The sequence below is a fragment of the Dokdonella sp. GW821-FHT11D02 genome (assembly GCF_058808595.1).
Map to the genome: position 1 here is coordinate 4,631,785 of NZ_CM179520.1, position 24,950 is coordinate 4,656,734.

The 24,950-nt window shown below is 67.8% G+C and carries 19 protein-coding genes; 15 read left to right on the forward strand and 4 right to left on the reverse strand.

Annotated features, from left to right (window positions below; all coding sequences use genetic code 11):
- The first annotated feature begins 130 nt into the window (after nucleotides 1–130).
- Nucleotides 131–1,342: a helix-turn-helix domain-containing protein gene (locus tag AC3QL3_RS19610; protein ID WP_492895800.1), complete on the forward strand. Its 1,212-nt coding sequence runs from the start codon at nucleotides 131–133 to the stop codon at nucleotides 1,340–1,342.
- A 42-nt stretch (nucleotides 1,343–1,384) separates the two neighbouring features.
- On the forward strand, nucleotides 1,385–2,017 hold the full coding sequence (locus AC3QL3_RS19615) for a glutathione S-transferase family protein (protein WP_492895801.1): 633 nt from the start codon (nucleotides 1,385–1,387) through the stop codon (nucleotides 2,015–2,017).
- A gap of 7 nt (nucleotides 2,018–2,024) precedes the next feature.
- Here the strand turns inward: AC3QL3_RS19615 and AC3QL3_RS19620 are convergent, their stop codons facing one another.
- Nucleotides 2,025–2,927, reverse strand: a complete 903-nt coding sequence (locus AC3QL3_RS19620; RefSeq protein WP_492895802.1) for a diguanylate cyclase — start codon at nucleotides 2,925–2,927, stop codon at nucleotides 2,025–2,027.
- 152 nt (nucleotides 2,928–3,079) lie between these two features.
- Between AC3QL3_RS19620 and AC3QL3_RS19625 the strand changes: the two genes are divergently transcribed.
- The 3 genes from AC3QL3_RS19625 (at nucleotide 3,080) to AC3QL3_RS19635 (ending at nucleotide 11,186) form a co-directional block, all read left to right on the forward strand.
- Nucleotides 3,080–5,470 carry a serine/threonine-protein kinase gene (locus AC3QL3_RS19625; RefSeq protein WP_492895803.1) on the forward strand — a complete coding sequence of 797 codons (2,391 nt, stop codon included), beginning with the start codon at nucleotides 3,080–3,082 and terminating at the stop codon, nucleotides 5,468–5,470.
- A gap of 112 nt (nucleotides 5,471–5,582) precedes the next feature.
- A complete protein-coding gene (locus tag AC3QL3_RS19630) occupies nucleotides 5,583–8,306 on the forward strand; it encodes a hypothetical protein (RefSeq protein ID WP_492895804.1) in 2,724 nt (907 codons plus the stop codon).
- Nucleotides 8,307–8,483: 177 nt separating this feature from the next.
- On the forward strand, nucleotides 8,484–11,186 hold the full coding sequence (locus tag AC3QL3_RS19635) for a fibronectin type III domain-containing protein (RefSeq protein ID WP_492895805.1): 2,703 nt from the start codon (nucleotides 8,484–8,486) through the stop codon (nucleotides 11,184–11,186).
- A gap of 83 nt (nucleotides 11,187–11,269) precedes the next feature.
- Here AC3QL3_RS19635 and AC3QL3_RS19640 read toward each other — a convergent pair whose 3' ends face one another.
- The 3 genes from AC3QL3_RS19640 to AC3QL3_RS19650 form a co-directional block, all read right to left on the reverse strand.
- Nucleotides 11,270–12,031, reverse strand: coding sequence for a DUF2884 family protein (locus AC3QL3_RS19640; RefSeq protein WP_492895806.1), 762 nt, complete (start codon nucleotides 12,029–12,031; stop codon nucleotides 11,270–11,272).
- A gap of 111 nt (nucleotides 12,032–12,142) precedes the next feature.
- A complete protein-coding gene (aqpZ, locus tag AC3QL3_RS19645) occupies nucleotides 12,143–12,844 on the reverse strand; it encodes an aquaporin Z (RefSeq protein WP_492898995.1) in 702 nt (233 codons plus the stop codon).
- Nucleotides 12,845–12,993: 149 nt separating this feature from the next.
- Nucleotides 12,994–13,683: a VIT1/CCC1 transporter family protein gene (locus AC3QL3_RS19650; RefSeq protein ID WP_492895807.1), complete on the reverse strand. Its 690-nt coding sequence runs from the start codon at nucleotides 13,681–13,683 to the stop codon at nucleotides 12,994–12,996.
- A 99-nt stretch (nucleotides 13,684–13,782) separates the two neighbouring features.
- Between AC3QL3_RS19650 and AC3QL3_RS19655 the strand changes: the two genes are divergently transcribed.
- The 10 genes from AC3QL3_RS19655 to AC3QL3_RS19700 all read left to right on the forward strand — a co-directional run bounded on the left by AC3QL3_RS19655 (nucleotide 13,783) and on the right by AC3QL3_RS19700 (nucleotide 24,907).
- On the forward strand, nucleotides 13,783–15,306 hold the full coding sequence (locus AC3QL3_RS19655; RefSeq protein WP_492895808.1) for a glucan biosynthesis protein G: 1,524 nt from the start codon (nucleotides 13,783–13,785) through the stop codon (nucleotides 15,304–15,306).
- Complete coding sequence (mdoH, locus tag AC3QL3_RS19660; protein WP_492895809.1) at nucleotides 15,279–17,798, forward strand: glucans biosynthesis glucosyltransferase MdoH; 2,520 nt, start codon at nucleotides 15,279–15,281, stop codon at nucleotides 17,796–17,798. Before AC3QL3_RS19655 ends, mdoH begins: the two co-directional genes overlap by 28 nt.
- A 174-nt stretch (nucleotides 17,799–17,972) precedes the next feature.
- Entirely contained in the window at nucleotides 17,973–19,538 is a 1,566-nt protein-coding gene (locus tag AC3QL3_RS19665; RefSeq protein WP_492895810.1) for an OpgD/OpgG family glucan biosynthesis protein, read from the forward strand.
- Nucleotides 19,539–19,674: 136 nt separating this feature from the next.
- A complete protein-coding gene (locus tag AC3QL3_RS19670; protein WP_492895811.1) occupies nucleotides 19,675–20,310 on the forward strand; it encodes a YjfI family protein in 636 nt (211 codons plus the stop codon).
- A 107-nt stretch (nucleotides 20,311–20,417) separates the two neighbouring features.
- Nucleotides 20,418–21,188, forward strand: a complete 771-nt coding sequence (locus AC3QL3_RS19675) for a PspA/IM30 family protein (RefSeq protein WP_492895812.1) — start codon at nucleotides 20,418–20,420, stop codon at nucleotides 21,186–21,188.
- A 26-nt stretch (nucleotides 21,189–21,214) separates the two neighbouring features.
- Nucleotides 21,215–21,868, forward strand: a complete 654-nt coding sequence (locus AC3QL3_RS19680) for a DUF2491 family protein (RefSeq protein ID WP_492895813.1) — start codon at nucleotides 21,215–21,217, stop codon at nucleotides 21,866–21,868.
- 11 nt (nucleotides 21,869–21,879) lie between these two features.
- Nucleotides 21,880–22,293, forward strand: a complete 414-nt coding sequence (locus AC3QL3_RS19685) for a DUF350 domain-containing protein (RefSeq protein WP_492895814.1) — start codon at nucleotides 21,880–21,882, stop codon at nucleotides 22,291–22,293.
- 70 nt (nucleotides 22,294–22,363) lie between these two features.
- Nucleotides 22,364–22,969 carry a DUF1190 domain-containing protein gene (locus AC3QL3_RS19690; protein WP_492895815.1) on the forward strand — a complete coding sequence of 202 codons (606 nt, stop codon included), beginning with the start codon at nucleotides 22,364–22,366 and terminating at the stop codon, nucleotides 22,967–22,969.
- 8 nt (nucleotides 22,970–22,977) lie between these two features.
- The gene (locus AC3QL3_RS19695; RefSeq protein ID WP_492895816.1) at nucleotides 22,978–24,138 is read left to right on the forward strand and encodes a glutathionylspermidine synthase family protein; all 1,161 of its coding nucleotides are present in this window, start codon (nucleotides 22,978–22,980) and stop codon (nucleotides 24,136–24,138) included.
- A 166-nt stretch (nucleotides 24,139–24,304) separates the two neighbouring features.
- The gene (locus tag AC3QL3_RS19700; RefSeq protein ID WP_492895817.1) at nucleotides 24,305–24,907 is read left to right on the forward strand and encodes a YdeI/OmpD-associated family protein; all 603 of its coding nucleotides are present in this window, start codon (nucleotides 24,305–24,307) and stop codon (nucleotides 24,905–24,907) included.
- Nucleotides 24,908–24,950: the final 43 nt, after the last annotated feature.

A 24,950-nucleotide genomic window follows, 5' to 3' on the forward strand; every position in this document is an offset into this window, starting at 1 on the left:
GTGACCTTCGATCCCGTCTACGATCGGTGCGGCCTACGCTGCTGTCGTCCGTTCCGTTGCGTCCGTACACTGTGCGGCTGCAGCCGTACGCCGGGAAGATCGCCGCCGTGCCTCTCCTTTCCACGCAAGCATGAGCGCCGCCGATGCGCTGAACTTCGGCCTGCTTGCCGCATCGACGGCGGTGCAGGCCTTCCTTGCGGCCTGGCTGCTGCTGCGCGATCACGAACGCAAGGACGCCGACGCGGCACTGGCCGCGTTCTTTCTCGTCAATGCGCTGGCGACCGCGGCCGAGATGACGATCCTGGTGCTGCCGCACGCCGACGGTCTGTTGACCGGGCTGCGCCTGCCGCTGGCGTTCCTGCTCGGCCCGGCCTTCTTCCTCTACGTGCGCGCGCTGACGCGGCCGCGGCCGGCAGCGCGCTCGCGGCGCGATGGGCTGCATCTGCTCGTGCCGGCGATCGCGCTGCTGGCGATGCTGCCGTTCTATCTGCTGGCCGAAGCGGACCGCAACGCGCTGGTGTCGGGGCAGCACGTGCGCGCGGTCGGTGCGATGCGCTGGGGCGCGATCGCGCTGATCGCCGACCTGCTCGTGTTTCCATTCGTTTTCGGCGCTTACGTGATCGCCAGCCTGCGCCTGCTGCGCGGACACCTCAAACGCATCGAGGACTTCTTCTCCGCCGTGCACGACCGCAACTTGTCCTGGCTGCGCTGGACCCTGCTGGCGCTGGTCGGCGCCTGGTTGTTCGATTCGGCAGGTACGCTCGCCGGCTTGTTCTTCCCGCGCTACCAGCCGGCGGACGAGGTCTACAACGCGCTCGAACTCGGCTGGATCTTCAGCCTCGGCCTGCTCGCGCTGCGGCAGGCGTCGATCTACGGCGACACGCACGCGGCCCCGACGCAGCAAGAAGCCGCCTTACCGCCGGCGGGCGAACCCAAGTACGCGCGCTCCGCGCTGTCGGACGCCGATATGGCGCGCATCGCCGACAAGCTCGACGCGTCGATGCGCGAGCGGCGGCTGTACCGCGAACCGGACCTGACGCTGCGCGATCTGGGCGAAGCGGCGGGAGTGGCGGAAAGCTATCTTTCGCAAACGCTCAATGCCCGCCTCGGCCGAAACTTCTACGAGTACGTCAATCACTGGCGCATCGCGGAAGCCTGCGAACGCTTGCGCGAAAGCGACGAGTCGGTGTTGCGGATCTGCACGGAGGTCGGCTTCAACTCGCGCTCGACGTTCAATGCGACCTTCCGCAAGATCACCGGCAAGACGCCGTCGGACTACCGCGCCGTGCAGCGGGCGCTGTCCGTTCCGCCGGCAGCGGCCGCGAGCGCGGAAACCGACTGACGACTTTCTGCGCTCTCCCTTTCCTTTCCATCGAGTCCACGCATGTACATCCTCTATTACTCCCCCGGCACGGCCAGCATGGCGGTGCATCAGGCGCTGCTCGAAATCGACGCGCCGCACGAGCTGCGCAAACTCGACATCGACGCCGGCGAGCAGAAGCAGGCCGACTATCTGCGCCTCAATCCGAACGGCACCGTACCGACCCTGGTCGTCGACGGCGCGCCGTACTACGAATGCCTGGCCTTGCTGCTGCTCCTGGCCGAGCGGCATCCGGAGACTGCGCTCGCGCCGGCGCCGGGCGCGCCCGAGCGCGCGACCTATCTGCAATGGATGGCGCACTTCGCCAACACCCTGCAGCCGGCATTCCGCCAATGGTTCTATCCGCAGGACTTCGCGCGCGCCGAGCAGGAGCAGGATTCCAAGGCGTTCGCGCGCCGGCGCATCGAAGCGGTCTGGCAGCGACTCGACGCGCACCTCGCCGCGCACGGTCCGTACCTGCTCGGCGAGCGCTTCAGCATTGCCGATCTCTACGCGACGATGTTGATGCGCTGGTCGCGCAACATGCCCAAGCCCGCCACCGTGTGGCCGGCGATCGCCGCCTTGGCAGAACGGGTGAAGTCGCGGCCGAGTTGGCGTCGCCTGTACGAGATCGAAGGTCTGACCGAATGGGCCTGACGAAGCCTCAGGGCGCGCCTTGCGCGCAGACGCGATTGCGTCCGCTCTGTTTGGCGCGATAGAGCTGCGCGTCGGCCGCGCGCATGAGGTCGCCGACCAGACTCATGCCGGCCTGCCAGTTGGCCACGCCGATGCTGACGGTGACGCGGCGCGTGCCGGCCTGCGGATCGAGTTCGAGTTCGGCCACCGCGCGGCATAGGCGTTCGGCGAACTCGATCGCGGTGATGGATTCGTGTTCGGGCAGCACCGCGGCGAACTCTTCGCCGCCGATGCGCGCGAGGATGAAATCATCGCGCGCATTCGCATCCAACGCGGCCGATACCTGACGCAGCACGACGTCGCCGGCCGGATGGCCGTGGCGATCGTTGATCGACTTGAAATGATCGAGATCGACGATCAACAGCGCCAGCGGCCGCGCATGGCTGACGCTGCGCGCGAGCTCGCGCTCGAGCAGTTCGAGGAAATGGCGGCGGTTGTACAAACCGGTCAACGGGTCCAAGGTCGCGAGCTGATAGATCTCCTCGTGATAGCGCGCTTCGACCGAGGAGCGGTCCATGAACTTCAGCACGCAGCTGCCGATGGTGATGTGGTCGCCGTCCTTCAGCTCGGCCTCGATGATCGGCTGATCGTTGAGCAAGGTCTTGTTGGTCGATTCCAGATCCTTGATGCGATAACCGGATGGCTCGCGCCAGATGCGCGCGTGCTGGCGCGAGACGCTGCGCTCGACGATCTGGAACTCGCATTCGGGCGCGCGCCCGATCGTCAGCGGCTGGTCGGCGACGTCGATGCGCTGGCCGAGCCTTTGGCCTTGCAAGACCACCAGCGAGGCAAAGTCGCGCGGGCCCTTGCCCGGCGCCGGAAGCAGGGTGCGCCGTTGCGTGGTGGAGGAATCGCCGTCGCGTCGGTTCATGTGCCTGGGTACCCGTCGTGCTGCAATGCGACCTCTCGTGCCGGGGCGGTGCGCCTAGCGCGCGACGCGACCGCCGGAACGGCCTATACTTTGTGAGCCAGTTCACATTTTAATCACAGACTCGGGACAGCTGCGGAACAGGGGCCGCCGCCATGCACGTCAGTGATGTCTCGCCGGATGCGGCGACCGAAGTCCAATCCTTGCCGCCCGGCCGCGAATCGGGCGCCCAATTCGACGCCGGCGCGCGCTTCGGCGCCTATGTCATTCGCCGACTCCTCGGCGAAGGCGGCATGGGCCGGGTCTACCTGGCCGAGCAGCAGCAGCCGGTGCGCCGCGAAGTCGCGTTGAAGCTGATCCGCGGCGAGATCGCCAGCCCGTTGGCACGCGCCTACTTCGAAGTCGAGCGGCAAGCGCTGGCGCAGATGCAGCACCCCACGATCGCGCAGGTGTTCGATGCCGGCGCAGGCGAAGGCGGCCAGCTGTATCTGGCGATGGAAGTGGTCGAGGGCGTCGCCATCACGCGGTTCTGCCGCGAGCAGGCGCTCACGCGCGACCAGCGGCTGGCCTTGTTCGCCCTGGTCTGCCGCGGCGTGCAGCACGCGCACCAGAAGGGCATCCTGCATCGCGACTTGAAGCCGGCCAACGTGCTGGTCCGGCGCATCGACGGCCTGCCGACGCCGAAGATCATCGACTTCGGCATCGCCATCGGCGGTGGCGGCCTCAGCGACCGCGCCGGCACCGCGATCTACATGAGCCCCGAGCAAGCCGCCGAGCAGCAGCGCCCGCTGGATACGCGCAGCGACGTCTACTCGCTCGGCGTGATGCTGTACGAAGTGCTGACCGACACCGACGCCGCCGAGCTGACCTCGGCCGCACGGCGCTCCGCGCGCGCACCGCACCAGACTTTGTTGGATGCGCTCGACCGCGACGCCGCGGTGCCGGCGCCGGACGCGCTGCTGCGCGCCGCGCGGCATCTGCCGGGCGAACTGCGCGCGGTGCTGCGCAAGGCGCTCGCGCCCGAACGCAACGACCGCTACGACTCGGCCGCGGCACTGGCCGACGATCTGCAGCGTTTCCGCGAACGCCGGCCGCTGCAGGCGGTGCGCCGCACGCGCTGCTATCTCTTTCTCACCTTCGCGGCGCGGCACCGGCTCGGCCTCGCCGCCACTTCGCTGGCCGTGCTCGCCTTGCTCGGCGGCAGCGCGCTCGCGTTCGACGGCTTGTTGCGCGCGCGCCGCGCCGCCGCGGTGGCGCAGGTCGAAGCGACCAAGGCGAATCAAGTCGCCGCCTTCGTGCGCGAGATGCTGGCCGGCATCGATCCTGATCGCGCGCGCAGCATGGACCGCAGCTTGATGCGCCTCCTGCTCGATTCCGCCGCCGAGCGCGCCGAGCGCGAACTCGCCACGCAGCCGGCGGTGCGCGTGGAGATCGAACGCACCATCGCCGGCAGCTATGCCTCGCTCGGCGAACTCGATCTGGCCGGCACGCATTACGTCGCGGCGATCGCGGCCGCGCGCGCGGCCGCGCTGGCGCCGGCACAAATTGCGCGGCTGGTCGTGCGCAATGCCGAGAACATCGACAACCAGGGCAAGGCGCAGGATGCGCTGCGCGTCGGCGAGGAGGCTCTGGCGCTGGTCGCGGCGCTGCCGCCGGACGATCGCGATCGCCTGTTCGTCGAAAGCCACTTGGCCGGGATCGAGAGCGACGCCGGCCAGCTCGACGCGAGCCGTGATCGCTACCTGCGCGTGCTGGAGCAGCAGCGTCGACTGTTCGGCGAAGACGACGAGGACACGCTCGAAAGCATCAGCGGCCTCGCCATCACCGCCTCGATGATGGCGCGTTTCGACGAAGCGCGCCCGCTGTACGAAGCCCTGCTGGCGCAACGCCGCGCGCGTTACGGCGCCGAGCATTCCAAGACGCTGGCGGCGATCAACGGCCTGGCCATCCTCGAAATGGAACAGAAGCGCTTCGCCGAAGCCGAACAGCTGCTGGCGCCACAGGTGCCGATCGCCGAGCGTGTGTTCGGTCCCGAGCATCCGACCACGCTGCGCTTCGTCAGCAATCTCGGCGGCGCGATCCGCCAGCAAGGACGCAACGAGGAAGCGCGCCCTTACTACGAACGCGCCTTCGCGCTGTCGCACAAGCTGTCGGGACCGGCCAGCCCCGGCACGGTCATCGCCGAAAGCAACCTCGCCGCGTTGCTGCGCGACGCCGGCGAACTCGACGCCGCCGTCGCTCACGCGCGTGCCGCCAACGAGAACGCCGCGACGGCGTTCGCCGGCAATTCGATCCGCGCGATCTTCCGCAAGGAGCTGGCGACGATCCTGATTCGCGCACAGCGCTACGGCGAAGCCGAGCACGAACTCGATCAGGCCTGGGCGACGTTCAGCGCCGACCCCGCCTACGGCCCGTCGCATCCGCGCACGCAGGAAGTCGTCGACGCTTATCTCGATCTGTACGCCGCCTGGCACAAGCCGGCGCGCGAAAGCGAATGGCAGGCGCGCAAGACGCCGCAGACCGCGGCCGCGAGCGGTTCGGACTGAACGGCGGGATGGGTTCGCGGCAGGCGCAACAAAGCGGCGAAGTACACATTGACGCAGCCCCCTGGCAGGCGCATAACCGCGGCTGGCGCGAAGCGCTGCCAGGGGAACTCGCATGAAAGGTCGTTCGATCGCTTGCTTGCTCTTCGCTTGGTTCGGCGCAGCCTTCGCCGCCGCAGCGCCCGTACCCACCGCCTTCAGCGCGCGCGTGAAACCGCTCGCCCAAGTCGATGCGGTCCATCTGCCCGCACTCGATCTGGCCGCCGTGCGCCAAGAAGACGCCGCCGATGAAAGCCTCGGCCAGCCGCCGCGCTTCGCGATACCGCGCACGATGCACGTCACGCCGGACAAGAACGGCACGTGGGAACGCATCGATGCGAACACCAAGCTCTGGCGCTATCGGATCAAGACGCCGGACGCGCAATCGCTCAACCTCGGCTTCACCCGATTCCGGCTGCCGCCGGGCGCGAGTCTTTTGATTTACTCGCCCGACGGCAACAACGTGCGCGGACCGATCACGGCAAAGGACAACGCGCCTTACAAGCAGTACTGGACGCCGGTGATCAATGCGCCGGAGGTCGTCGTCGAGCTGACCATTCCGGCCGACCAAGTCGCCCAGCTCGAACTCGAACTCGGCCAGGTCGGACACGGCTATCGCGGCTTCGGCAGCGACCGCAACGGCAAGGACGGCGATTCGCCGTCGGCCAGTTCCGGCTCGTGCAACATGGACGTCAAATGCCTGCTCGAGGCGGACCCGTGGCAGGCCAACGTGCGCGCCGTCGCCGCCTACACCAGGAACGGCAGCCGCTATTGCACCGGCTCGCTGGTCAACAACACCGCGCAGGACAACAAGCTCTACTTCATGACCGCCAACCATTGCGTGAGCAGCCAGAGCGCGGCGAGCACGGTGGTCACCTACTGGAACTACAACAACACGACCTGCCGCGTGCCGGGCAGCGCGGCCAGCGGACAGAACGGCGACGGACCGTTCGACCAGGCCATTTCCGGCGCGACGATGCGCGCGACCTACGTCGGCTCCGACATGACCCTGCTCGAACTCAACGGCAGCGCGCCGCCCGAGTTCGGCCAGTTCTGGGCCGGCTGGGACCGCACGCCCTACAGCAGTCCCGGCGGCCCCAGCCATGGCGACACCGCGTGTTCGCCGAGCAGCCTGTGCGCGGCGATTCATCATCCGAGCGTGGCCGACAAGCGCATCACCTTCGCGCAAGCGAATACGGTTTCATCCGGTTACGACGGCAATGTCGTGCCGACGGTGCCGGGCGACCGCACGCACACCTGGGTGCACTGGGATCCGAACCCGGTGTTTCCGCCCAATCCTTCATTGACGATACCGCCGCAAGTCACCGAAGGCGGCTCGTCCGGCTCGCCCCTGTACAACGCGCGGCGGCGCTTCATCGGCCAACTGCACGGCGGCCCGTCCGTCTGCGGCGCCGCCGGCGACAGTTTGTCCGACGTCTACGGTCGCCTGTCGATCTCCTGGAACGGCGGCGGTACGGCGGCGACGCGCCTGAAAGACTGGCTCGATCCGCTCGGCACCGGCGTGCTCACGCTCGATGGCCGCAACGGCTGCGTCGCGCCACCGGTACCGATGAACGTGATCGCCGATGCCGGCGCGGCGAATCAGATCAGTCTGAGCTGGGACGCCGCCGTGGGCGCGACCCGCTATCAGGTCTACCGCGGCAAAGGCGCCTGCCCCGGCAGCGACTGGCAACGGATCGCCAGCGACGTGACCGCGACCAACTACATCGACACCGACGTGTCGGTCGATTCGACCTACTCGTACGCAGTGACTTCATCAGGCGACAGCGGCAGCTGCGAATCGGCGCACAGCGAATGCAGTGCGGCGACCGCGAGCGGCGTCTGCACGCTGGCGCCGGAGTTCGCCGGCTTGAGCCTTGCGACCAGCAGCGAGAGCACGACTTGCGGCATCGACCTCAGCTGGAGCAAAGGCAGCGACCGTTGCGGCAGCGGCAGCGTGAAATACAACGTGTTCCGTTCCACCAGCGCCGACTTCACGCCGGATGCGAGCAACCGCATCGCCAACTGCCTCAGCGGCACCAGCTACCACGACGCGGACGTCGACAGCGGCACACGCTACTACTACCTCGCGCGCGCCGAAGACGGCACCGGCAACGGCAGCGGTTCGTGCAACAGCGGCAACGAGGACGGCAATTCGATCGAACAATCGAGCATTCCTAGCGGCGCGCCGACGATCGTGTTCGGAGACGACATGGAAAGCGGCAGCGGCCACTGGACGGCAACCGGCAGCGGCAGCGGCGCGAATTTCAGCCGCGTCAGCGATCAGAGTCATTCGCCGACGCAGGCGTGGTTCGCGCCCGACGCTGCCGACGTCGGCGACCACACGCTGGCGACCAGCGCCGCGATCGCCGTGGCGGCGAATGCGACGCTCGGCTTCTGGCATCGCTACGACACCGAAGCGGGCCGCGACGGCGCGGTGCTCGAATACTCGCTCGACGGCGAGAGTTGGGTCGACATCCTCGGCGCGAGCGGCGACATCCCGGCCAACGCGAATCGTCTGGTCGAAGGCGGCTACGGCACGCCGATCGACGCCTGCTGCGACAGCCCGATCGCCGAGCGGCCGGCCTGGCACGGCGCCAGCGCCGGCTTCGTGCACGTCAGTGTGGACTTGAGCGACTTCGGCGGCCGCAGCATCCACCTGCGCTGGCGCCTGGCGAGCGACGCCGCGAATGCGGCGCCGGGCTATTGGCTCGACGACGTGACGATCTCGACCGCCACCGCCTGCGGCATCGTGACCGACCGCATCTTCGCCGACGATTTCGACGGCCCATCGAACTGAGCGCCGACGCGGAACACGGGTTGTAGTGCGCGCCGGCTGCCGCGGATCGCGGGCTTTGCAGGGCCGTGCGAGGTGCGAATGTGGTGTGTCCGACAGCGTGGAAACGTCCGCGTTGACGCCGGATTCCCCTCCGGCGCATAACCGCCGACGGGGGAATCCGTCGCTCGGGGAATACTCATGCACACTCGCTCGTTCGTTTCGTTGCTCGCCTTCGGTTGGCTGGGTGCGGCGTTCGCTGCCGCGCCGGTACCGACGGCTTTCACCGCTCACGTAAAACCGCTCGCACAGGTCGATGCGGTCACTCTGTCCGCGCCCGACATGGCCAAGGTGCGTATCGAAGACGCCGCCGACGACAGTCTCGGCGTTCCGCGCCGCTTCGCCATACCGCACAAGATGCACGTCACGCCGGATCGAAACGGCACTTGGGAAAGCGTCGATGCCGACACCAAGCTCTGGCGCTATCGAATCAAGACGCCGGACGCGCAGTCGCTCAACCTCGGCTTCACCCGCTTCTGGCTGCCGCGCGGCGCCAGCCTCTTAATCTACTCGCCCGACGGCAAGAGCGTGCGCGGGCCGATCACGGCGAAGGACAACGAGTCCTACAAACAGTACTGGACGCCGGTGATCAACGCGCGCGAAGCGGTGGTCGAGTTGACCATTCCGGCCAGCGAGATCGCCAAGCTCGAACTCGAGATCGGCCAGATCGGCTACGGCTACCGCGGCTTCGGCGTGAACGCGCCGCAGGATGCCTCCGGCTCGTGCAACATGGACGTCAAATGCCTGCTGCCAGCCGATCCCTGGCAGGACAACGTGCGCGCGGTGGCCGCCTACACCAAGTCCGGTACGCGCTGGTGCACCGGCTCGCTGGTCAACAACACCGCCGGCGACACCAAGATGTACTTCATGACCGCAGCGCACTGCGGCATGGCGTCGGCCGGCGAAGCCGCAGCCATCGTGACGTATTGGAACTACGAGAACTCGACCTGCCGTGTGCCCGGCAGCGCCGCCAGCGGCCAGAACGGCGACGGTCCGTTCGACCATTCGATCAGCGGCTCGACTCTGCGCGCGAACTACGCCGCCTCGGACATGACCCTGCTCGAATTGAATGGCGAACCGCCGCCGGCCTTCAACCAATTCTGGACCGGCTGGGACCGCACCGCCTACGTCTCGCCCGGCGGTCCCGGCAACGGCGACTACGCTTGCTCACCCGACAGTTTGTGCGCAGCGATCCATCATCCCAACGTCGCCGACAAGCGCATCACCTTCGTCGACACCAATACCGCGACGACGTCCTACGGCGGCGGCACCTTGCCGCCGCCGCCGGGCGACAGCCACGTCTGGGTGCATTGGGACGCAACGCCGGTGTTTCCGCCCAATCCGAGCACCGCCATTCCGCCGCAAGTGACTGAGCCGGGTTCGTCCGGTTCACCGTTGTACAACGCGCAGCGCCGCTTCATCGGCCAGCTGCACGGCGGCCTGTCCGCTTGCGGTGAAACCGGCGATCGCCTGTCCGACTACTACGGCCGCTTCTCGGTGTCGTGGGAAGGCGGCGGCACCGCGGCGACGCGCTTGAAGGACTGGCTCGATCCGTTGAATTCCGGTGCGATGTTCGTCGACGGCCGCAACGCCTGCACGGCGCCGCCGGTGCCGATGAACATCGTCGCGACGGCGGATGCACCCAATCAGATCACCGTGAGCTGGGATGCCGCGGCCGGCGCGGACAGCTACAAGGTCTATCGCGGCGACGGTGCCTGCCCGGCCAGCAATTGGCAGCTGATCGCCAGCGACGTGACCTCGACCAGCTACGTCGACAGCGGCGTTTCCGGCAACGCGACCTACGCTTATGCGGTGACTTCGTTCGGTACGGCCGAGAGCTGCGAATCGGCGCACAGCGAATGCAACGCGACGACCGCGACCGGCGTCTGCACGCTGGCACCGGAGTTCGCCGGCCTGAGCAGCGCGGTCAGTAGCGCGAGCACGACCTGCGGGGTCGACCTCGGCTGGAGCGAAGGCAGCAATCGCTGCGGCGGCGGCGCGCTGAAGTACAGCGTGTTCCGCTCGACCACGGCCGGCTTCACGCCGGATGCGAGCAACCGCATCGCCAACTGCTTGAGCGGCACCGCCTACCACGACGCCGGCGTCGACAACGGCACGCGCTACTACTATCTCGCGCGCGCCGAAGACGACAGCGCCAACGGCAGCGGTTCGTGCAACAGCGGCAACGAAGACGCCAATAGCGCCGAACGCTCGACCATTCCGGCCGGCCCACCGGCGGTTTCCTTCGGTGACGACATGGAGAACGGCACGGCCAACTGGACCGCGGCGGGCAGCGGCGCCGGCGCGAACTTCGCGCAGGTCACCAACCAGAGCCACTCGCCGACTCACTCGTGGTTCGCACCGGACGCGGGTGCGGTCAGCGACCGCAGCTTGACGACGGCGACCGCCATCACGATCGGCGCCGGAGCCGTACTGGAGTTCTGGCACTCCTATGACACCGAATCCGGTTACGACGGCGCCGTGCTCGAGTACTCGCTCGACGGCAGCACCTGGAGCGACATCCTCGACGCCAACGGCGACGTTCCCGCCAACCCCGATCGCATCACCAGCGGCGGTTACGACGCGACCATCAGCGACCAGTACGAAAGTCCGATCAGCGGTCGACGCGCCTGGTCAGGCGACAGCAACGGTTTCGTGCGCGTCGCCGTCGACGCCGCCGACTTCGGCGGCCGCAGCGTCTACCTGCGCTGGCGCATGACGTCGGACTCCTCGCTCAGCTCGACCGGCTATTGGCTCGACGACGTATTGATCTCGGCCGGCACCGCCTGCAGCGTCAAGAACGATACGGTGTTCAAGGACGGCTTCGACCTGCCGCCAGGCTGATCGCATGCGAATCGAGGACAGCCCGCCCGCATGCCGGGCTGTCCTCGCCGCGGCGCCGCGCAAACAACGCCGCGGTAGCGGATTCAGTGCTCGATGCGCACCAGGTTCAGCGGACGCCCGTCGGCCAGCCGCACTTCCAGTTCGGACTCGACACGCGCCAGCGTGCGCAGGCGCGGACACAGGCCTTCGGCGCGCTGCTCCAGAGACTTGCTGCGGCGCTCCACCGCACGTTCGACGCGCTCGTCGATGCGATCGGCGCGCGCTTCGAGTTCGGCCGCGGCGGCGCTGTCGCCGCTGAGGGCGACCGCGATTGCCTGACCCGCGACGTTGCCGACGATCTCGCCGACCAGCGTGCCGGTGATGCTCTCGACCAGACGGTCGACGTCACCGTCGCTCCATTCGTTGAAGCGGTTGTTCTCGGCCAGGCGCTGATCGAGTTCGCGGCCGGCGCGCGCGAGGCGTTCGGCGCTGGCGCGCGCGGACTGTGGATCCTTGGCGAACGCGGCGGAAACCTCGGTGACCGCGTCGATCGCGATGGCGATCGCGTCGCGCGCGATCGATCGGACCTCGGGCAGTGTCTCGCGCACGCCGCGTTCGATCTCGATCAGACGCTGCCGATCGGCTGCGCCGACCGCGACCGCGCGTCCGTCGATGCGCAGTTCCCCGTCGGCGACGACGACATCCGCCGGTGTGCCCTTGTCGCGCTTGAAATGGAGGCGGTCGCTGTCGACGCTCAGCGAGTAGTCGCTGTGCAGCCCGCAGTCGGCGCTCTCGATGTGAATGTCGGCATGGGCGACGCCGACGCCCGAAATGCTCAGGGCGGCGACAAGAAACAGACGTTGCATGGCGGTCCTCCTCTCGAATGCTTCGCTTCGATGCGGAGAATCGCGTAGCGGTTTAAACGGCACGCGTGCCGGGCGTCACCCAACGCTCGGCACGGTGCCGGAAGTCATGCCTCAGCGGCGAGCGTCCGCACCCAGCAAGGCGCGATAGACGAAACCGCCGAGTGCACCGCCGATGATCGGCGCGACCCAGAACAGCCACAGCTGCGACAGCGCGGCGGTGCTGGCGAAGAACGCGACGCCGGTCGAGCGCGCCGGATTGACCGAGGTGTTGGTGACCGGAATGCTGATCAGATGGATCAGGGTCAGCGCGAAACCGATCGCGATCGGCGCGAAGCCGGCCGGCGCGCGGCCGTCGGTGGCGCCCATGATGATGAAGACGAAGAAGAACGTCAGCACGATCTCGCAGATCAGCGCCGCCTGCATCGAATAGCCGCCCGGCGACAGCGTATCGAAGCCGTTGGAGGCGAAGCCGCCGGGCGCGAAGCCGGGCTTGCCGCTGGCGATCAGATACAGCACGGCAGCGGCCGCGACCGCGCCGATCACCTGCGCGACGATGTAGGGAATCAGATCCTTGGCCGGGAAGCGTCCGCCGGCGACCAGGCCGACCGATACCGCCGGATTGAAATGGCCGCCGGAAATATGGCCGACCGCATACGCCATCGTCAGCACGGTCAAACCGAACGCGAGCGCGACACCGGCGAAACCGATGCCCAGCGTGGGCACCGCCGCCGCCAGTACCGCGCTGCCGCAGCCGCCCAGTACCAGCCAGAACGTACCGAAGAATTCCGCACCTAACCGCTTGCCGATCGACATCGCCGCTTCTCCCTTGGTCGGATTCGAGGACATACCCCCGCCGGCGTCCACTCCCCACAGCGACGCGGCGTGCGGCATCCTACGTCGATCGCACGCCAAACGTGCGTGAACATCGCAACATTCGGTCACGCTTTGTCGCGCGTGATCGCTCAGGCGTCGAACAGGCGTCCGATCGCGGCGGTCGCCGCCATCGCCAGCGCGCTCCACACCACTACGCGGGTGGCGCCGCGCAGGATCGGCGCGCCGCCGGCACGTGCCGCGACCGCGCCGAGCGCGGCCAGCGCGATCAGGCAAGCCGCCATCACCAGCGCAGTGAGCCCGCGCGGCGGCGCCAGCGCGACCACCAGCAGCGGTAGCGCGGCGCCGCTGGCGAATGCGCCGGCCGAGGCGGCCGCAGCCTGCAGCGGGCGCGCGCTCAGCTCGCGCGTGATGCCGAGCTCGTCGCGCGCGTGCGCGCCGAGTGCATCGCGCGCGCTGAGCTGTTCGGCGACGCGCTCGGCGAGATCGGCATCGAGCCCGCGTTCGACGTAGATCGCGGCCAATTCGCGCAGTTCGCCTTCGGGATACTGCTTCAGCTCGCGCCGTTCCAGCGCGAGATCGGCCTTCTCGGTGTCGGCCTGCGAGCTGACCGAGACGAACTCGCCGGCCGCCATCGACAAGGCGCCGCCGACCAGGCCGGCGGCAGCGGCGAGCAGGATGCTGTGACGCTCGGCGCCGGCCGCGGCGAAGCCGACGATCAGGCTCGCGGTCGAGACGATGCCGTCGTTGGCGCCGAGCACGGCCGCGCGCAGCCAGCCGACGCGTTGGGTGCGATGGATTTCGCGGAGGTGCGCGGGCATGCGGTTTCCTGACGCCGGTCACACTCGCCGGCGGCGGTTTTGCGCGATATGAACAATTAGGATCGTAGCATCCGCAGTTCCGCCCATGTCCGATCCCCGATGCCGCCACGATCCGCGTCTCTTCCCCTGCGCCTGCTGCTCGCGCTGGGCGCCCTCGGCGCCTTGCACGCGGCGGCCGCTCCCGCCTTCGGCCTGAAGGAGGTCGACGCGCTGGCCAAGCAGCGCGCGGCGAACGCGTTCCGCAATGCCGACGCGAACTTGCCTGGCCCCTTGCAGCGGCTCGACCACGACCGCTACTACGCGATCCGCTTCAAGCCGGAAGCGGCGCTGTGGCGTGAGGCGAAGCCGCCGCTGCCGTTTGCGCTGGAACTGTTTCCGCAGGGCTGGGCGTTCGATCGGCCGGTCGCGCTGCACGAGATCACCGCGCGCGGCGTGCGCGACCTCGCCTTCGATCCGCAGCAGTTCGATTTCGGCGCAGCCAAGATCGATCCGGTCGCGGCGCAAGGCCTCGGCTACGCCGGCTTTCGCGCCACCACCGCGCTGAACCTGCCGGCGTATCGCGACGAGTTCGTCTCCTTCCTCGGTGCCAGCTATTTCCGCGCGATCGGCAAGGGTCAGCTGTATGGGATGTCGGCGCGCGGGCTGGCGATCGACACCGCGCAGGCGTCGGGCGAGGAATTTCCGCGCTTCGTCGAATTCTGGATCGAGCGGCCCAAGGCGGATGCCAAGCAGCTGGTCGTGTACGCCTTGCTCGATTCGCCGCGCGTGGCGGGCGCGTACCGGTTCGCGATCGACCCGGGCGTCGAAACCGTGGTCGAGGTGGAGGCGCGGCTGTACCTGCGCGACAAGATCGACAAGATCGGCCTGGCGCCGCTGACCAGCATGTATTTCCGCGGCGCCGCCCAGCACGCGCCGAGCGGCGAGGATTACCGGCCCGAAGTACACGATTCCGACGGGCTCTCGGTGCGCTCGGACAACGGCGAATGGATCTGGCGGCCGCTGCTCAATCCCAAGCGCCTGCTCGTCACCTCCTTCGCGCTGACCCATCCGCGCGGTTTCGGACTGATGCAGCGCGCACGCGATTTCGACCGCTACGAAGATCTGCAAGTACGCTACGACCTGCATCCGAGCGCATGGGTCGAGCCGCTCGGCGACTGGGGCGAAGGCCGCGTCGAACTGGTGATGATCCCGGCGCCCGACGAAACCAACGACAACATCGTCGCCTACTGGGTGCCGGCGAAAGCGCCGACGCCGCAGGAGCCGCTCGCGCTGAAGTATCGCGTGCACTGGCAGAAGGAGGTCGAGACGCGGCCACCGTTCGCGCGCGTGGTGCAGACGCGCCAAGGCACGCGCGGCGCACGCGTCGACGAGCGCTCGCTCGGTTTCGTGGTCGACTACGTCGGCCCGCTCGAGGGCGGCGACGAGGTCGAGGCGATCGTCGGCGCGGACGCCAACGCGCAGGTGTTGCAGCACAGCCTCAAACCCAACGCGCGCGGCGACGGCTGGCGTCTGAGCTTGCGCCTGCAGCGCAGCGACGACAGCAAGCCGGTCGAGTTGCGCGCTTATCTCAAACGTGGCGATGCGGTGTCGGAAACATGGAGCTACACGTTACCGCCGGGTTGACGCCGCCCGCCTCCGCTGCGGCGGAGATGTGCGAGCGTTACGTCGAGCGCCTCGGTCTCAAGGCCGCGCGGCGCGAGTCGCTGCTGCGCGATTGCGCCGACGCCGACGATGCGGGCGCGGCGATGACGCAGTTGCACGCGGCATTGGCCGAGCGCATCGAAGCAAGCAGCGAGCCGGCGCAGGATTCGCTGATCGCGCGCCTGCGCCTCGCCGGCGCGTCCGACGGCGCCGCCTCGCTGGTCGCCGACGATCCGCGCCGCGGTTTGCGCTTGTTGTCGGCACCGCCGCTGCATCGCGCCTCGATGACGCCGGGTCTGTGGCCGCCGCCGGGCTTGATTCCGCTGCCGTCGTGGCTGCGCCGCAAGAGCCGCAAGGAGCCGCGCCGCGCCGAAGCGGAGGCGCCTGCGCCGGCCGACTGGCAGCGCGCGGCGAACATCCGCCGCATCCTGCTGCTCGGCATGGTGTTGTTGCAGTCCTACTTCGCCACCGCGGTGATGGTCGGCGTGCTGCCCTACCACGGCACCAAGCCGATGGAGATGGCCGTGCTGATCCTCTTCGCCATCCTGATCGGCTGGGTCTCGGCCGGGTTCTGGACCGCGCTGGCCGGCTTCGTGCTGTTGGTGCGCGGCCACGATCGCTATGCGATTTCAGCCAAGCACATGGCCGGCGCGCCGATTCCGCCGGAAGCGCGCACCGCGATCGTGATGCCGATCTGCAACGAGGACGTCGCACGCGTGTTCGCCGGTCTGCGCGCGACCTGCGCCTCGCTGGCGCAGACCGGCGAGATCGAACGTTTCGATTTCTTCGTGCTGAGCGATTCCAGCGACGCCGACATCCGCGTCGCCGAACGCGAAGCCTGGCTCGACCTGCAGAACTCGCTGCCGGGCGGTCACGTCTATTACCGGCGCCGCCAGCACCGCATCAAGCGCAAGAGCGGCAACGTCGCCGATTTCTGCCGGCGCTGGGGCCGCGACTACCGTTACATGGTGGTGCTCGACGCCGACAGCGTGATGAGCGGCAACTGCCTGGTCGAACTGGTGCGCCTGATGGAGGCGAACCCGAACGCCGGCATCGTGCAGACCGCGCCGCGCGCGGCCGGCCGCGAAACCTTGTACTCGCGCATCCAGCAGTTCGCCACGCGCGTGTACGGGCCCTTGTTCGTCACCGGCCTGCATTTCTGGCAGCTGGGGGAATCGCACTACTGGGGCCACAACGCGATCATTCGCGTGGCGCCGTTCATGCAGCACTGTGCGCTCGGCCGCCTGCCCGGCGGCGGCGCCGAACTCGGTCAGGAAATCCTTTCGCACGATTTCGTCGAGGCGGCGCTGATGCGGCGCGCCGGCTGGGCGGTGTGGATCGCCTACGAACTGTCGGGCAGCTACGAGGAAATGCCGCCCAACCTGCTCGACGAACTCAAGCGCGACCGCCGCTGGTGCCAGGGCAATCTGATCAACTCGCGCCTGTTCTTCGCGCAAGGCCTGCATCCGGCGCATCGCGCCGTATTCGTCACCGGCGTGATGGCTTATCTGTCGGCGCCGTTGTGGTTTTTGTTCCTGGTGCTGTCGACCGTGCTACTGGCGATGCACACGCTGTCGGAACCGACCTATTTCACCGCACCGAACCAACTGTTCCCGTTGTGGCCGGAATGGCATCCGGCGCGCGCGATCGGCTTGTTCGGCGCGACCGCGACCTTGCTGTTCCTGCCCAAGATTCTCAGCATCGCGTTGATCGCGCTGAAGGACGCGAAACCGTTCGGCGGCACCTGGCGACTGAGCGCGAGCATGCTGCTGGAGATCGTGTTCTCGGCCCTGCTCGCGCCGATCCGCATGCTGTTCCACACCAAGTTCATCGCCACCGCGATGATCGGCTGGGCGGTCGGCTGGAAATCGCCACCGCGCGACGATGCGCAAACGCACTGGAGCGAGGCGGCCGCGCGGCACGGCGGCCAGACCGTGCTCGGCATCGGCTGGTTGGGTCTGGTGTATTGGCTCAATCCGGCCTATCTGGCCTGGCTGCTGCCGGTCGCCGGCGCGATGGCGCTGTCGATCCCGATCTCGGTGCTGTCCAGCCGCGTCACGCTGGGCCGCCGTGCGCGCGCCGCGCGCTTGTTCCTGATCCCGGAAGAGTCCAATCCGCCGCGCGTGCTGCGGCGGTTGCGTCGCTATCTGCAGCACAGCGCGGCGACGCCACGCTTCGTCGATGCGGTGGTCGATCCGCTGCGCAACGCGCTCGCCTGTGCCGCCGACGTCGCCCGCACCGAGCATTCCGAAGCGGTGCAGCACACGCATGCGGAAGTGGTCGCGCGCGCGTTGCGCGAAGGTCCCGATGCGCTCGACGAGAACGATCGCGCCGCCCTGCTGCGCGACGCGCAGGCCTTGTCGCGTCTGCATTTCGCGGTGTGGTCGTCGCCGGTCGCGCATGCGGGTTGGCTGGAGGCGCCGTTGGCGCCGGCGCCGCGGCGCAGCGCGAAAGGCGTTGCAGCACGAACTTAAACCGTTTCTTCCGCCGCTGCGGGATCGAAAGGCGGCGCGCAGCGCTGGATGACGGGATGCGGAGCGCAACGTGTCACTCCGACCTTCCGTCACCCGCCGCGCTACACGCGCCGACCTCTCTCGCGAGCGGGAGAGGTGAGCCCAATCCCACCTAACACCTCTACCGGAGACCGCATGAACCGCCGCGACCTCTTGATCACGTCCTCCTACCTGCTCGCCGCCCTGCCTCTGCTCGGCCGCGCCGCCAGCCGCCCCGGCAGCGCCGGGTTCGAGCCGAAGCGCTTCGACTACGCGCAACTGAAAGGCTATGCGCGCGCCTTGGCCGAGCGGCCGTTCGTCGCGCCGAACCTCGACATCCCGCGTACGCTGACCGAGCTGGATTGGGATCGCTACCAGGCGATCCGCCCCGATCCCCAGCACGCGCTGTGGGCCGATCGCGATGCGCATTTCCGCGCGCAGTTCTTTCATCTGGGCATGCAGTTCCGCCGCTCGGTGCACGTGTACGAGCTGGTCGACGGCGTCGCGCACGAGGTCGAGTACGACCCGCGCCGCTTCGATCTGTCCAAGAGCGGCATCGACGGCGCCAAGCTGCCGCACGATCTCGGCTATGCCGGCTTTCGCCTGAACTTCCATCGCGACTTCGCGCGCGATGTGGTCGCGTTTCTCGGCGCCAGCTATTTCCGCGCGGTCGGCAGCTCGCTGCAGTACGGCTTGTCCGCGCGCGGCATCGCGATCGACTGCGGCTTGCCGCGCGCGGAAGAATTTCCCGACTTCACCACGTTCTGGCTCGAACGGCCAAAAGCGGACGCCGACAGCGTCACACTGTACGCGCTGCTCGACGGTCCGAGCATCGCCGGCGCATACCGCTTCGACATCGCGCCGGGCGAGCCGCTGACGATGCGCGTCGACGCCGCGCTATATCCGCGCAAAGCGATCGAACGGCTCGGCATCGCGCCCTTGACCAGCATGTTCCTGGTCGCGCCGCACGACCGCCGCATCGGCGACGACTGGCGCCCGGCGATCCACGATTCCGACGGGCTCGCGCTGCACACCGGCAGCGGCGAGTGGATCTGGCGGCCCTTGGTCAATTCGCCCGACGTGCGCGTCAACTCGTTCTTCGATCAAGCGCCACGCGGTTTCGGCTTGATGCAGCGCGACCGCAACTTCGACCACTACCAGGACGACGGCGTGTTCTACGAGCGCCGGCCGAGCCTGTGGGTCGAGCCGCTCAGCGGTTTCGGCAAGGGCGCCGTGCAATTGGTGGAACTGCCCGCGCCGGACGAGACGCGCGACAACATCGTCGCCTATTGGAAACCCGAGGCGACGCCCGAGCCGGGACAGGAGCTGTTGTACGCCTACCGGCTGCACTGGGGCGAGAAGATGCCGGCGAAATCGCCGCTGGCAGAAGCAGTGATGAGCTGGACCGGCATCGGCGGACCGCCCGGCGTCACCCGCACTTACTTCTCGTGGAAGTTCGTCATCGACTTCGCCGGCGAGGTGCTGGCGAAGCTGCCGCGCGACAGCAAGGTCGAGCCGGTGATCTCGATCTCGCGCGGACGCACCGAAATCGTCTCCGCGCGCCCGCTCGACTCGGTGCGCGGCTGGCGCGTGATGTTCGACGTGGTGCCCGACGCGAGCCGCGAGCCGATCGACCTGCGCGTGTATCTGCGCGATGCGCAGGGGCGGCCGCTGAGCGAAACCTGGTTGTTCCAGTGGTCCAAGCCCTCCTCCGTTAGCTGACGCCTTTTTCGCGGCGGGACCCCGAGCGCTTCCGGCGCTCCTCTCCCATAAGCGGGAGGGGAGGACAGCGGCTGCGCCCAACCAACGGCCTATAGCACTCCGCCGAAATTACGAGTAACGTTACTAGTAACACGCAATGAGCCGCCCGACCGCCAAGCTTCCTTCCGCATCCGCGCGCAGCCAGCGCGCGTTCCGCGAACGCATGCGTGAAAAAGGCCTGGTCGCGCGCCAGGTCTTCATCCGACCGCAGCACCGCGAAATTCTCGCCACCTTCGAGCTTGCGCTGCGCGAGCCCGTGCTTCCCGACCGCTACCGCCACCTGGAGGCGTATTCCGCCATGACCCAAGCCTGGACCACCCCATCGCTGCACGAGGCGCTCGCCGAGCACGTGCTGCGCGAGAAACTGTCGTACCGACTTACGCTCGAACACGGCGCCGATCCGACCATCACGATCTCCTCGCCCGAGCATGGCGACCTGTTAATCCATCTGGCCGCCTCGGGCGAGCAGCTGTTCGTCTCGACCCCGCTCTGCCTCGGCTCCCAGGTCAAGGACCGCGCCGCGTTCAACGACGCCTGCCTGCGCCTCAACCCGCTCAATCCGCTGTCCAACATCGGTCTGCAATCGCTCGACGGCGACGACGTCTACGTCGTGTTCGGCGAGCTGTCGACGCGTTCGCCGCTGGCCAACATCGTCGAAGAAATCGACGTGCTGGCGCAGAACACCTTGGAAGCCGCGGAGGCGTTGCACAGCTATCTGAGCGATCGTCCTTGATCGCTTCGTCGTCCGCGGCTTGATTGGCGCGACGGCAATGACTTCGACGACTTCAGCGCGGCCCTCCGCGACCGCACTTCTCGAGAACATCCTCCACGAGGAAGCCCATGAGTATTCTTGAAAAAATTCTGACCCTGTTCCGCGGCGCCGCGACCGAAGCGGGCCAGGCGGTGGTCGACCGCAACGCCACGCGCATTCTCGATCAGGAGATTCGCGACGCGCAGGGCGACAGCGTGCGCGCGAAGGAAGACCTGACCAAGCTGATGGCACAGCAGAAACTCGCCTCCGACAAACTGGAAGCGAAGCGCGCGAAGAAGACCGAGTACGAGAGCCATATCGGCCGCCTGCTCGGCCAGGGCGATCAATCGCTCGCGCGCGAAGTCGCCGCCAAGGTCGCAACCCTGGAAGGCGAGATCGCGACCGAGGAAAAAGCGCTGACCACGACCAAGGCCGCGGTCGACAAGCTGCACGGCGCGATCAAGACCGCCGACCGCCGCATCGACAGCCTGCAGCAGCAGGTCGATCAGGTGAAGGCGAACGAAAGCGTGCTGCGCGCGCAGGCCGCGATTTCCTCGCGCCACAGCGGCCAGAACGCCAAGCTGCGCACCGCGCTGGACTCGCTCGATCGCGTGAAGACGCAGCAGGCCGAACGTGCGGCGCAGATCGAAGCGGCCGACACGCTCGCGCTGAGCGAAGGCGACGGCGACCTGGAAGCGCGTCTCGCAGCGGTCGGCGTGGTGCCCGGTCAGGTCAGTGCCGATGCGGTGCTGGCGCGTTATCAGAAGACCGAAGTCGTGCAGCATCCGCGCGAACAGCTCGAAGCGCCGCAGGGCGAAACTTCGCCGCTGCCGAGCGCGACCGAGCGCGCGAAAGTCTAGGCATCATCACCGGCGAGCCCGCATCGATGAACTGGTTCGATCGCAAAACCAAACCGAACGACGACGCCAACGCGTTTCCGCTCGGCGCACGCCTCAAGGGGGCGGTCACGATCGACGCGTTGCCGTTCCGGCTCGCCGGCGAGGCGTTCGCGTTCGAATGTCCGCCCAGCCCGCAGATCATCGAGGCGATCGGCGTGATCGATCTCGGTGACGGCGCCTGGCTGCATCGGCTGTACCTGAGCGACGATGCGTTCCTGCAAATCGCGAGCGACGGCACACCGGGCAACGAGCGCAGCGTCGGCGACGTCGCCTTGTTCGTCTACGTCGACTCGGTGCATCCGGCCAACCAAGCCGCGTTCCGGCAATGGGTGCAGCAGGGCTCCCTGCTCGGTGCCGCCAGTTACGCCCTCGCCAATCGCGAATACCGGCGCGTCTGGGGTGAAGGCCCCGATCAGCGCTGGGCGCCGCCGGTGGTGTTCGACGAGAGCGTGCACAAGAGTTCCGCCGCGGCCAAGGACTACGACCTCACGCTGTATTCGATGTTGTACGAACGCGCACCGGAAGGCGCCGACCGCAACGAACTGCTGCTGGTCGCGGCCGAGGATTCCGGCCCGAACCAGTACGTCGTCAGCCTCGCCCTCGGCGTGCCGCTGACCTCCGCCGAATTCGAGATCACTTGACGGGAACCCCCATGTCCATCGAACTCGCTCCCTCGCTCGCGACCTTGCCGAACTTCCTCGCCTACTTCGCGCTCGCGATCGCGCTTGCCGGCCTGTTCCTGATCGTCTACGTCTGGATCACGCCGCATCGCGAACTCGCGCTGATCCGCGCCGACAAACCGGCGGCGGCGATCTCCTTCGGCGGCGCCTTCCTCGGTTTCGTGATTCCGCTCGCTTCGGCGATCGCGCAGTCGGTCGGCCTGATCGATTGCGCGGTGTGGGGCCTGGTCGCTCTGATCGTGCAAGCACTGACCTTCTTCGCCGTGCGCCTCCTGCTGCCGGACCTGCCGGCGCGCATCGAGCGCGACGAGCGCGCCGCCGCGATTCTGGTCGCCGCGCTGTCGATCGGCGTCGGCGTGCTCAACGCCGCCTGCATGACGTACTGACGAATCCTGCGGCCGCGGAGCGCCGCTTTTCACTCTCGCGCTCAAGGACGAACGCAAAGGAGAACCCACGATGAAACGTTCCCGCCAACTCGCCCTGCTCGCCGTCGCACAGACGCCGTGGGCGCTGGTCGGCTGCGGCGGCGCCGTGCAGGAAGCGCCGCCGCAGGCGCTGACCAAGCAGGGCTTCTACACCAGCATCGAAGCCTGCGAGCGCGACGGCAACAGCGCCGATCTGTGCCGCCGCGCGTCGCAAGCCGCCAACAGCACCAGCGCGAACGATGCGCCGCGCTACAAGAGCAAGGCCGAATGCATCGCCGAGTACGGCGATCTGTGCGCCGAGAAGCAGCAACAATCAGGCGGCGGCATCTGGATGCCGCTGATGACCGGCTTCATGCTGTCGCAGATGCTGTCGCCGGGGCGCCAGCCGGCGTACCTCGACTCCAACCCGATCTACCGTACGCGCGCCGGCCAATACACCGAGGCCTACCGCGATGACCGTCGCGACGGCGGCTCCGTCGGCGGCGGCTACGCCGGCGGCACGCGTGCGGCCGACGGCACGCGCATGCGCCCGGTCGACATCGCGCCCAACCGCGCCGTCACCATGTCGCGCTCGGGCTTCGGTTCCGCCGCCGCCGCACGCAGCGGCTGGGGCGGCAGCTCGCGCGGCGGCGGCTAGGCGCGCGCATGAAACGCATCGCGATCGCCGAGCGTGAGGATTGGCGCCAGACCGCGGAAGGGCTCGGCTTCCGCTTCCACACCATCGACGGCGCGCCGTACTGGGACGAGAGCGCCTACTACGCGTTCACGCTCGAGCAGATCGAACGCGACCTCGAAGCGCCGACCGGCGAATTGCACGAACTGGCGCTGGATCTGGCCGCCGACATCGTGCGCGACGAAGCGCTGCTGCGCCGGCTGGCAATTCCAGAGCGCTATTGGGATTGGATCGCGCAATCCTGGCGCGACGCCTCGCCGCACTTGTACGGCCGCATGGATTTCGCCTACGACGGCAGCGGCGCGGCCAAGCTGTACGAACTCAACTACGACACGCCGACCTCGCTGTACGAAGCGGCCTTCTTCCAATGGCTGTGGCTGGAGCAGCAGGTGGAGCGCGGCGCGCTGCCCAAGGGCAGCGATCAGTACAACCTGATCCAGGAAACCCTGATCGAAGCGTTCGCGACCATCGCCAAGCGACTGCCCAAACCGCTGTACTTCTCCGCCGTGCGCGATTCGCTCGAAGACCAGGGCACGATCGCCTACCTGGCCGATTGCGCCGAACAGGCCGGCCTGGCCACGCAACGCGTCGCGATCGAAGACATCGGCCTCAGCAAGGAAGGCTGGTACACCGACACCGAGGATCGCGTGATCCGCGCGCTGTTCAAGCTGTATCCGCTCGAGTTCCTGTTCGAAGAGGAATTCGGCCCGGCGCTGCCGGCTTCGCGCTGCACCTTGATCGAGCCTCCATGGAAAGCGGTGCTGAGCAACAAGGGCATCCTGCCTCTCTTGTGGCAGCGGCATCCGAACCATCCGAATCTGCTGCCGGCGTTCTTCGAGGAAGACGCGCAAGCGGCGCTGCCGTCCGGCTGGGTGCGCAAGCCGCTGTTCTCGCGCGAAGGCGCGAACATCGAGATGCACGCGAACGACGGCGAAACGCTGCGCTCGGACGGACCGTACGACGACGCGCCGTTCATCCGCCAGGCCTTTCATCCGCTGCCCAAGTTCGACGGTGGCTACCCCCTGATCGGCAGCTGGGTGGTGGCGGATCGGCCGTGCGGACTCGGCGTGCGCGAAGACGCTTCGTTGATCACGCAAGACACTTCACGCTTCGTGCCGCACGTGATCCGCTGACGCCGACGCTCGCGAGCGCTGCTATTGAGCACCGAATTCGTGCACAGCCATCCAATCGCCATGGTCAGCCGTCGCAGCCGCGAACGGCAAGTCGAGCGAGACCCGCGGATGACAGCACCCACCAGCGGTCGTATCGTGTGCGCGCCGCACGAGGGAGACGAGCGCCATGCCTTCCACCGACCCGCGCATCGACGCCTACATCGCCAAGGCGCAGCCGTTCGCGCAGCCGATCCTGGCGCACTTGCGCGCGCTCGTGCACGAGGCCTGCCCCGCGGTCGAAGAGACGATCAAGTGGAGTTCGCCGTTCTTCCTCTATCGCGGCATGTTCTGCCATATGGCCGCGTTCAAGCAGCATTGCGCATTCGGTTTCTGGAAGTGGAAGCAAGTGGTCGGCGAAGACGGCGCCGAGGGTGCGATGGGCGAGTTCGGTCGCATCGAGAAACTGTCGGATCTGCCGTCGAAGAAAATACTGCTCGGCTATCTCAAGAGAGCGATGGCGCTGAACGAGGCGAACGTGCCGGCGGCGACGCACGGCAAGGCCGCGCCGCGCAAGCCACCGCTCGAGGTGCCCGACGATCTCGCCGCCGCGTTGAAGAAGAACGCGAAGGCGCGCAAGGCGTTCGAGGCGTTCAGTCCGAGCCACCGGCGCGAGTACGTCGAATGGATCGACGAAGCCAAGCGCGAGGAGACGCGCGCGAAGCGGCTGGCGACGACCTTGGAATGGCTGGCCGAGGGCAAGTCGCGCAACTGGAAGTACACGAACGGCTAAGCTTGGCGCCGCTAGGATCGTCGCATCGCAGTCGAGAGGCGTG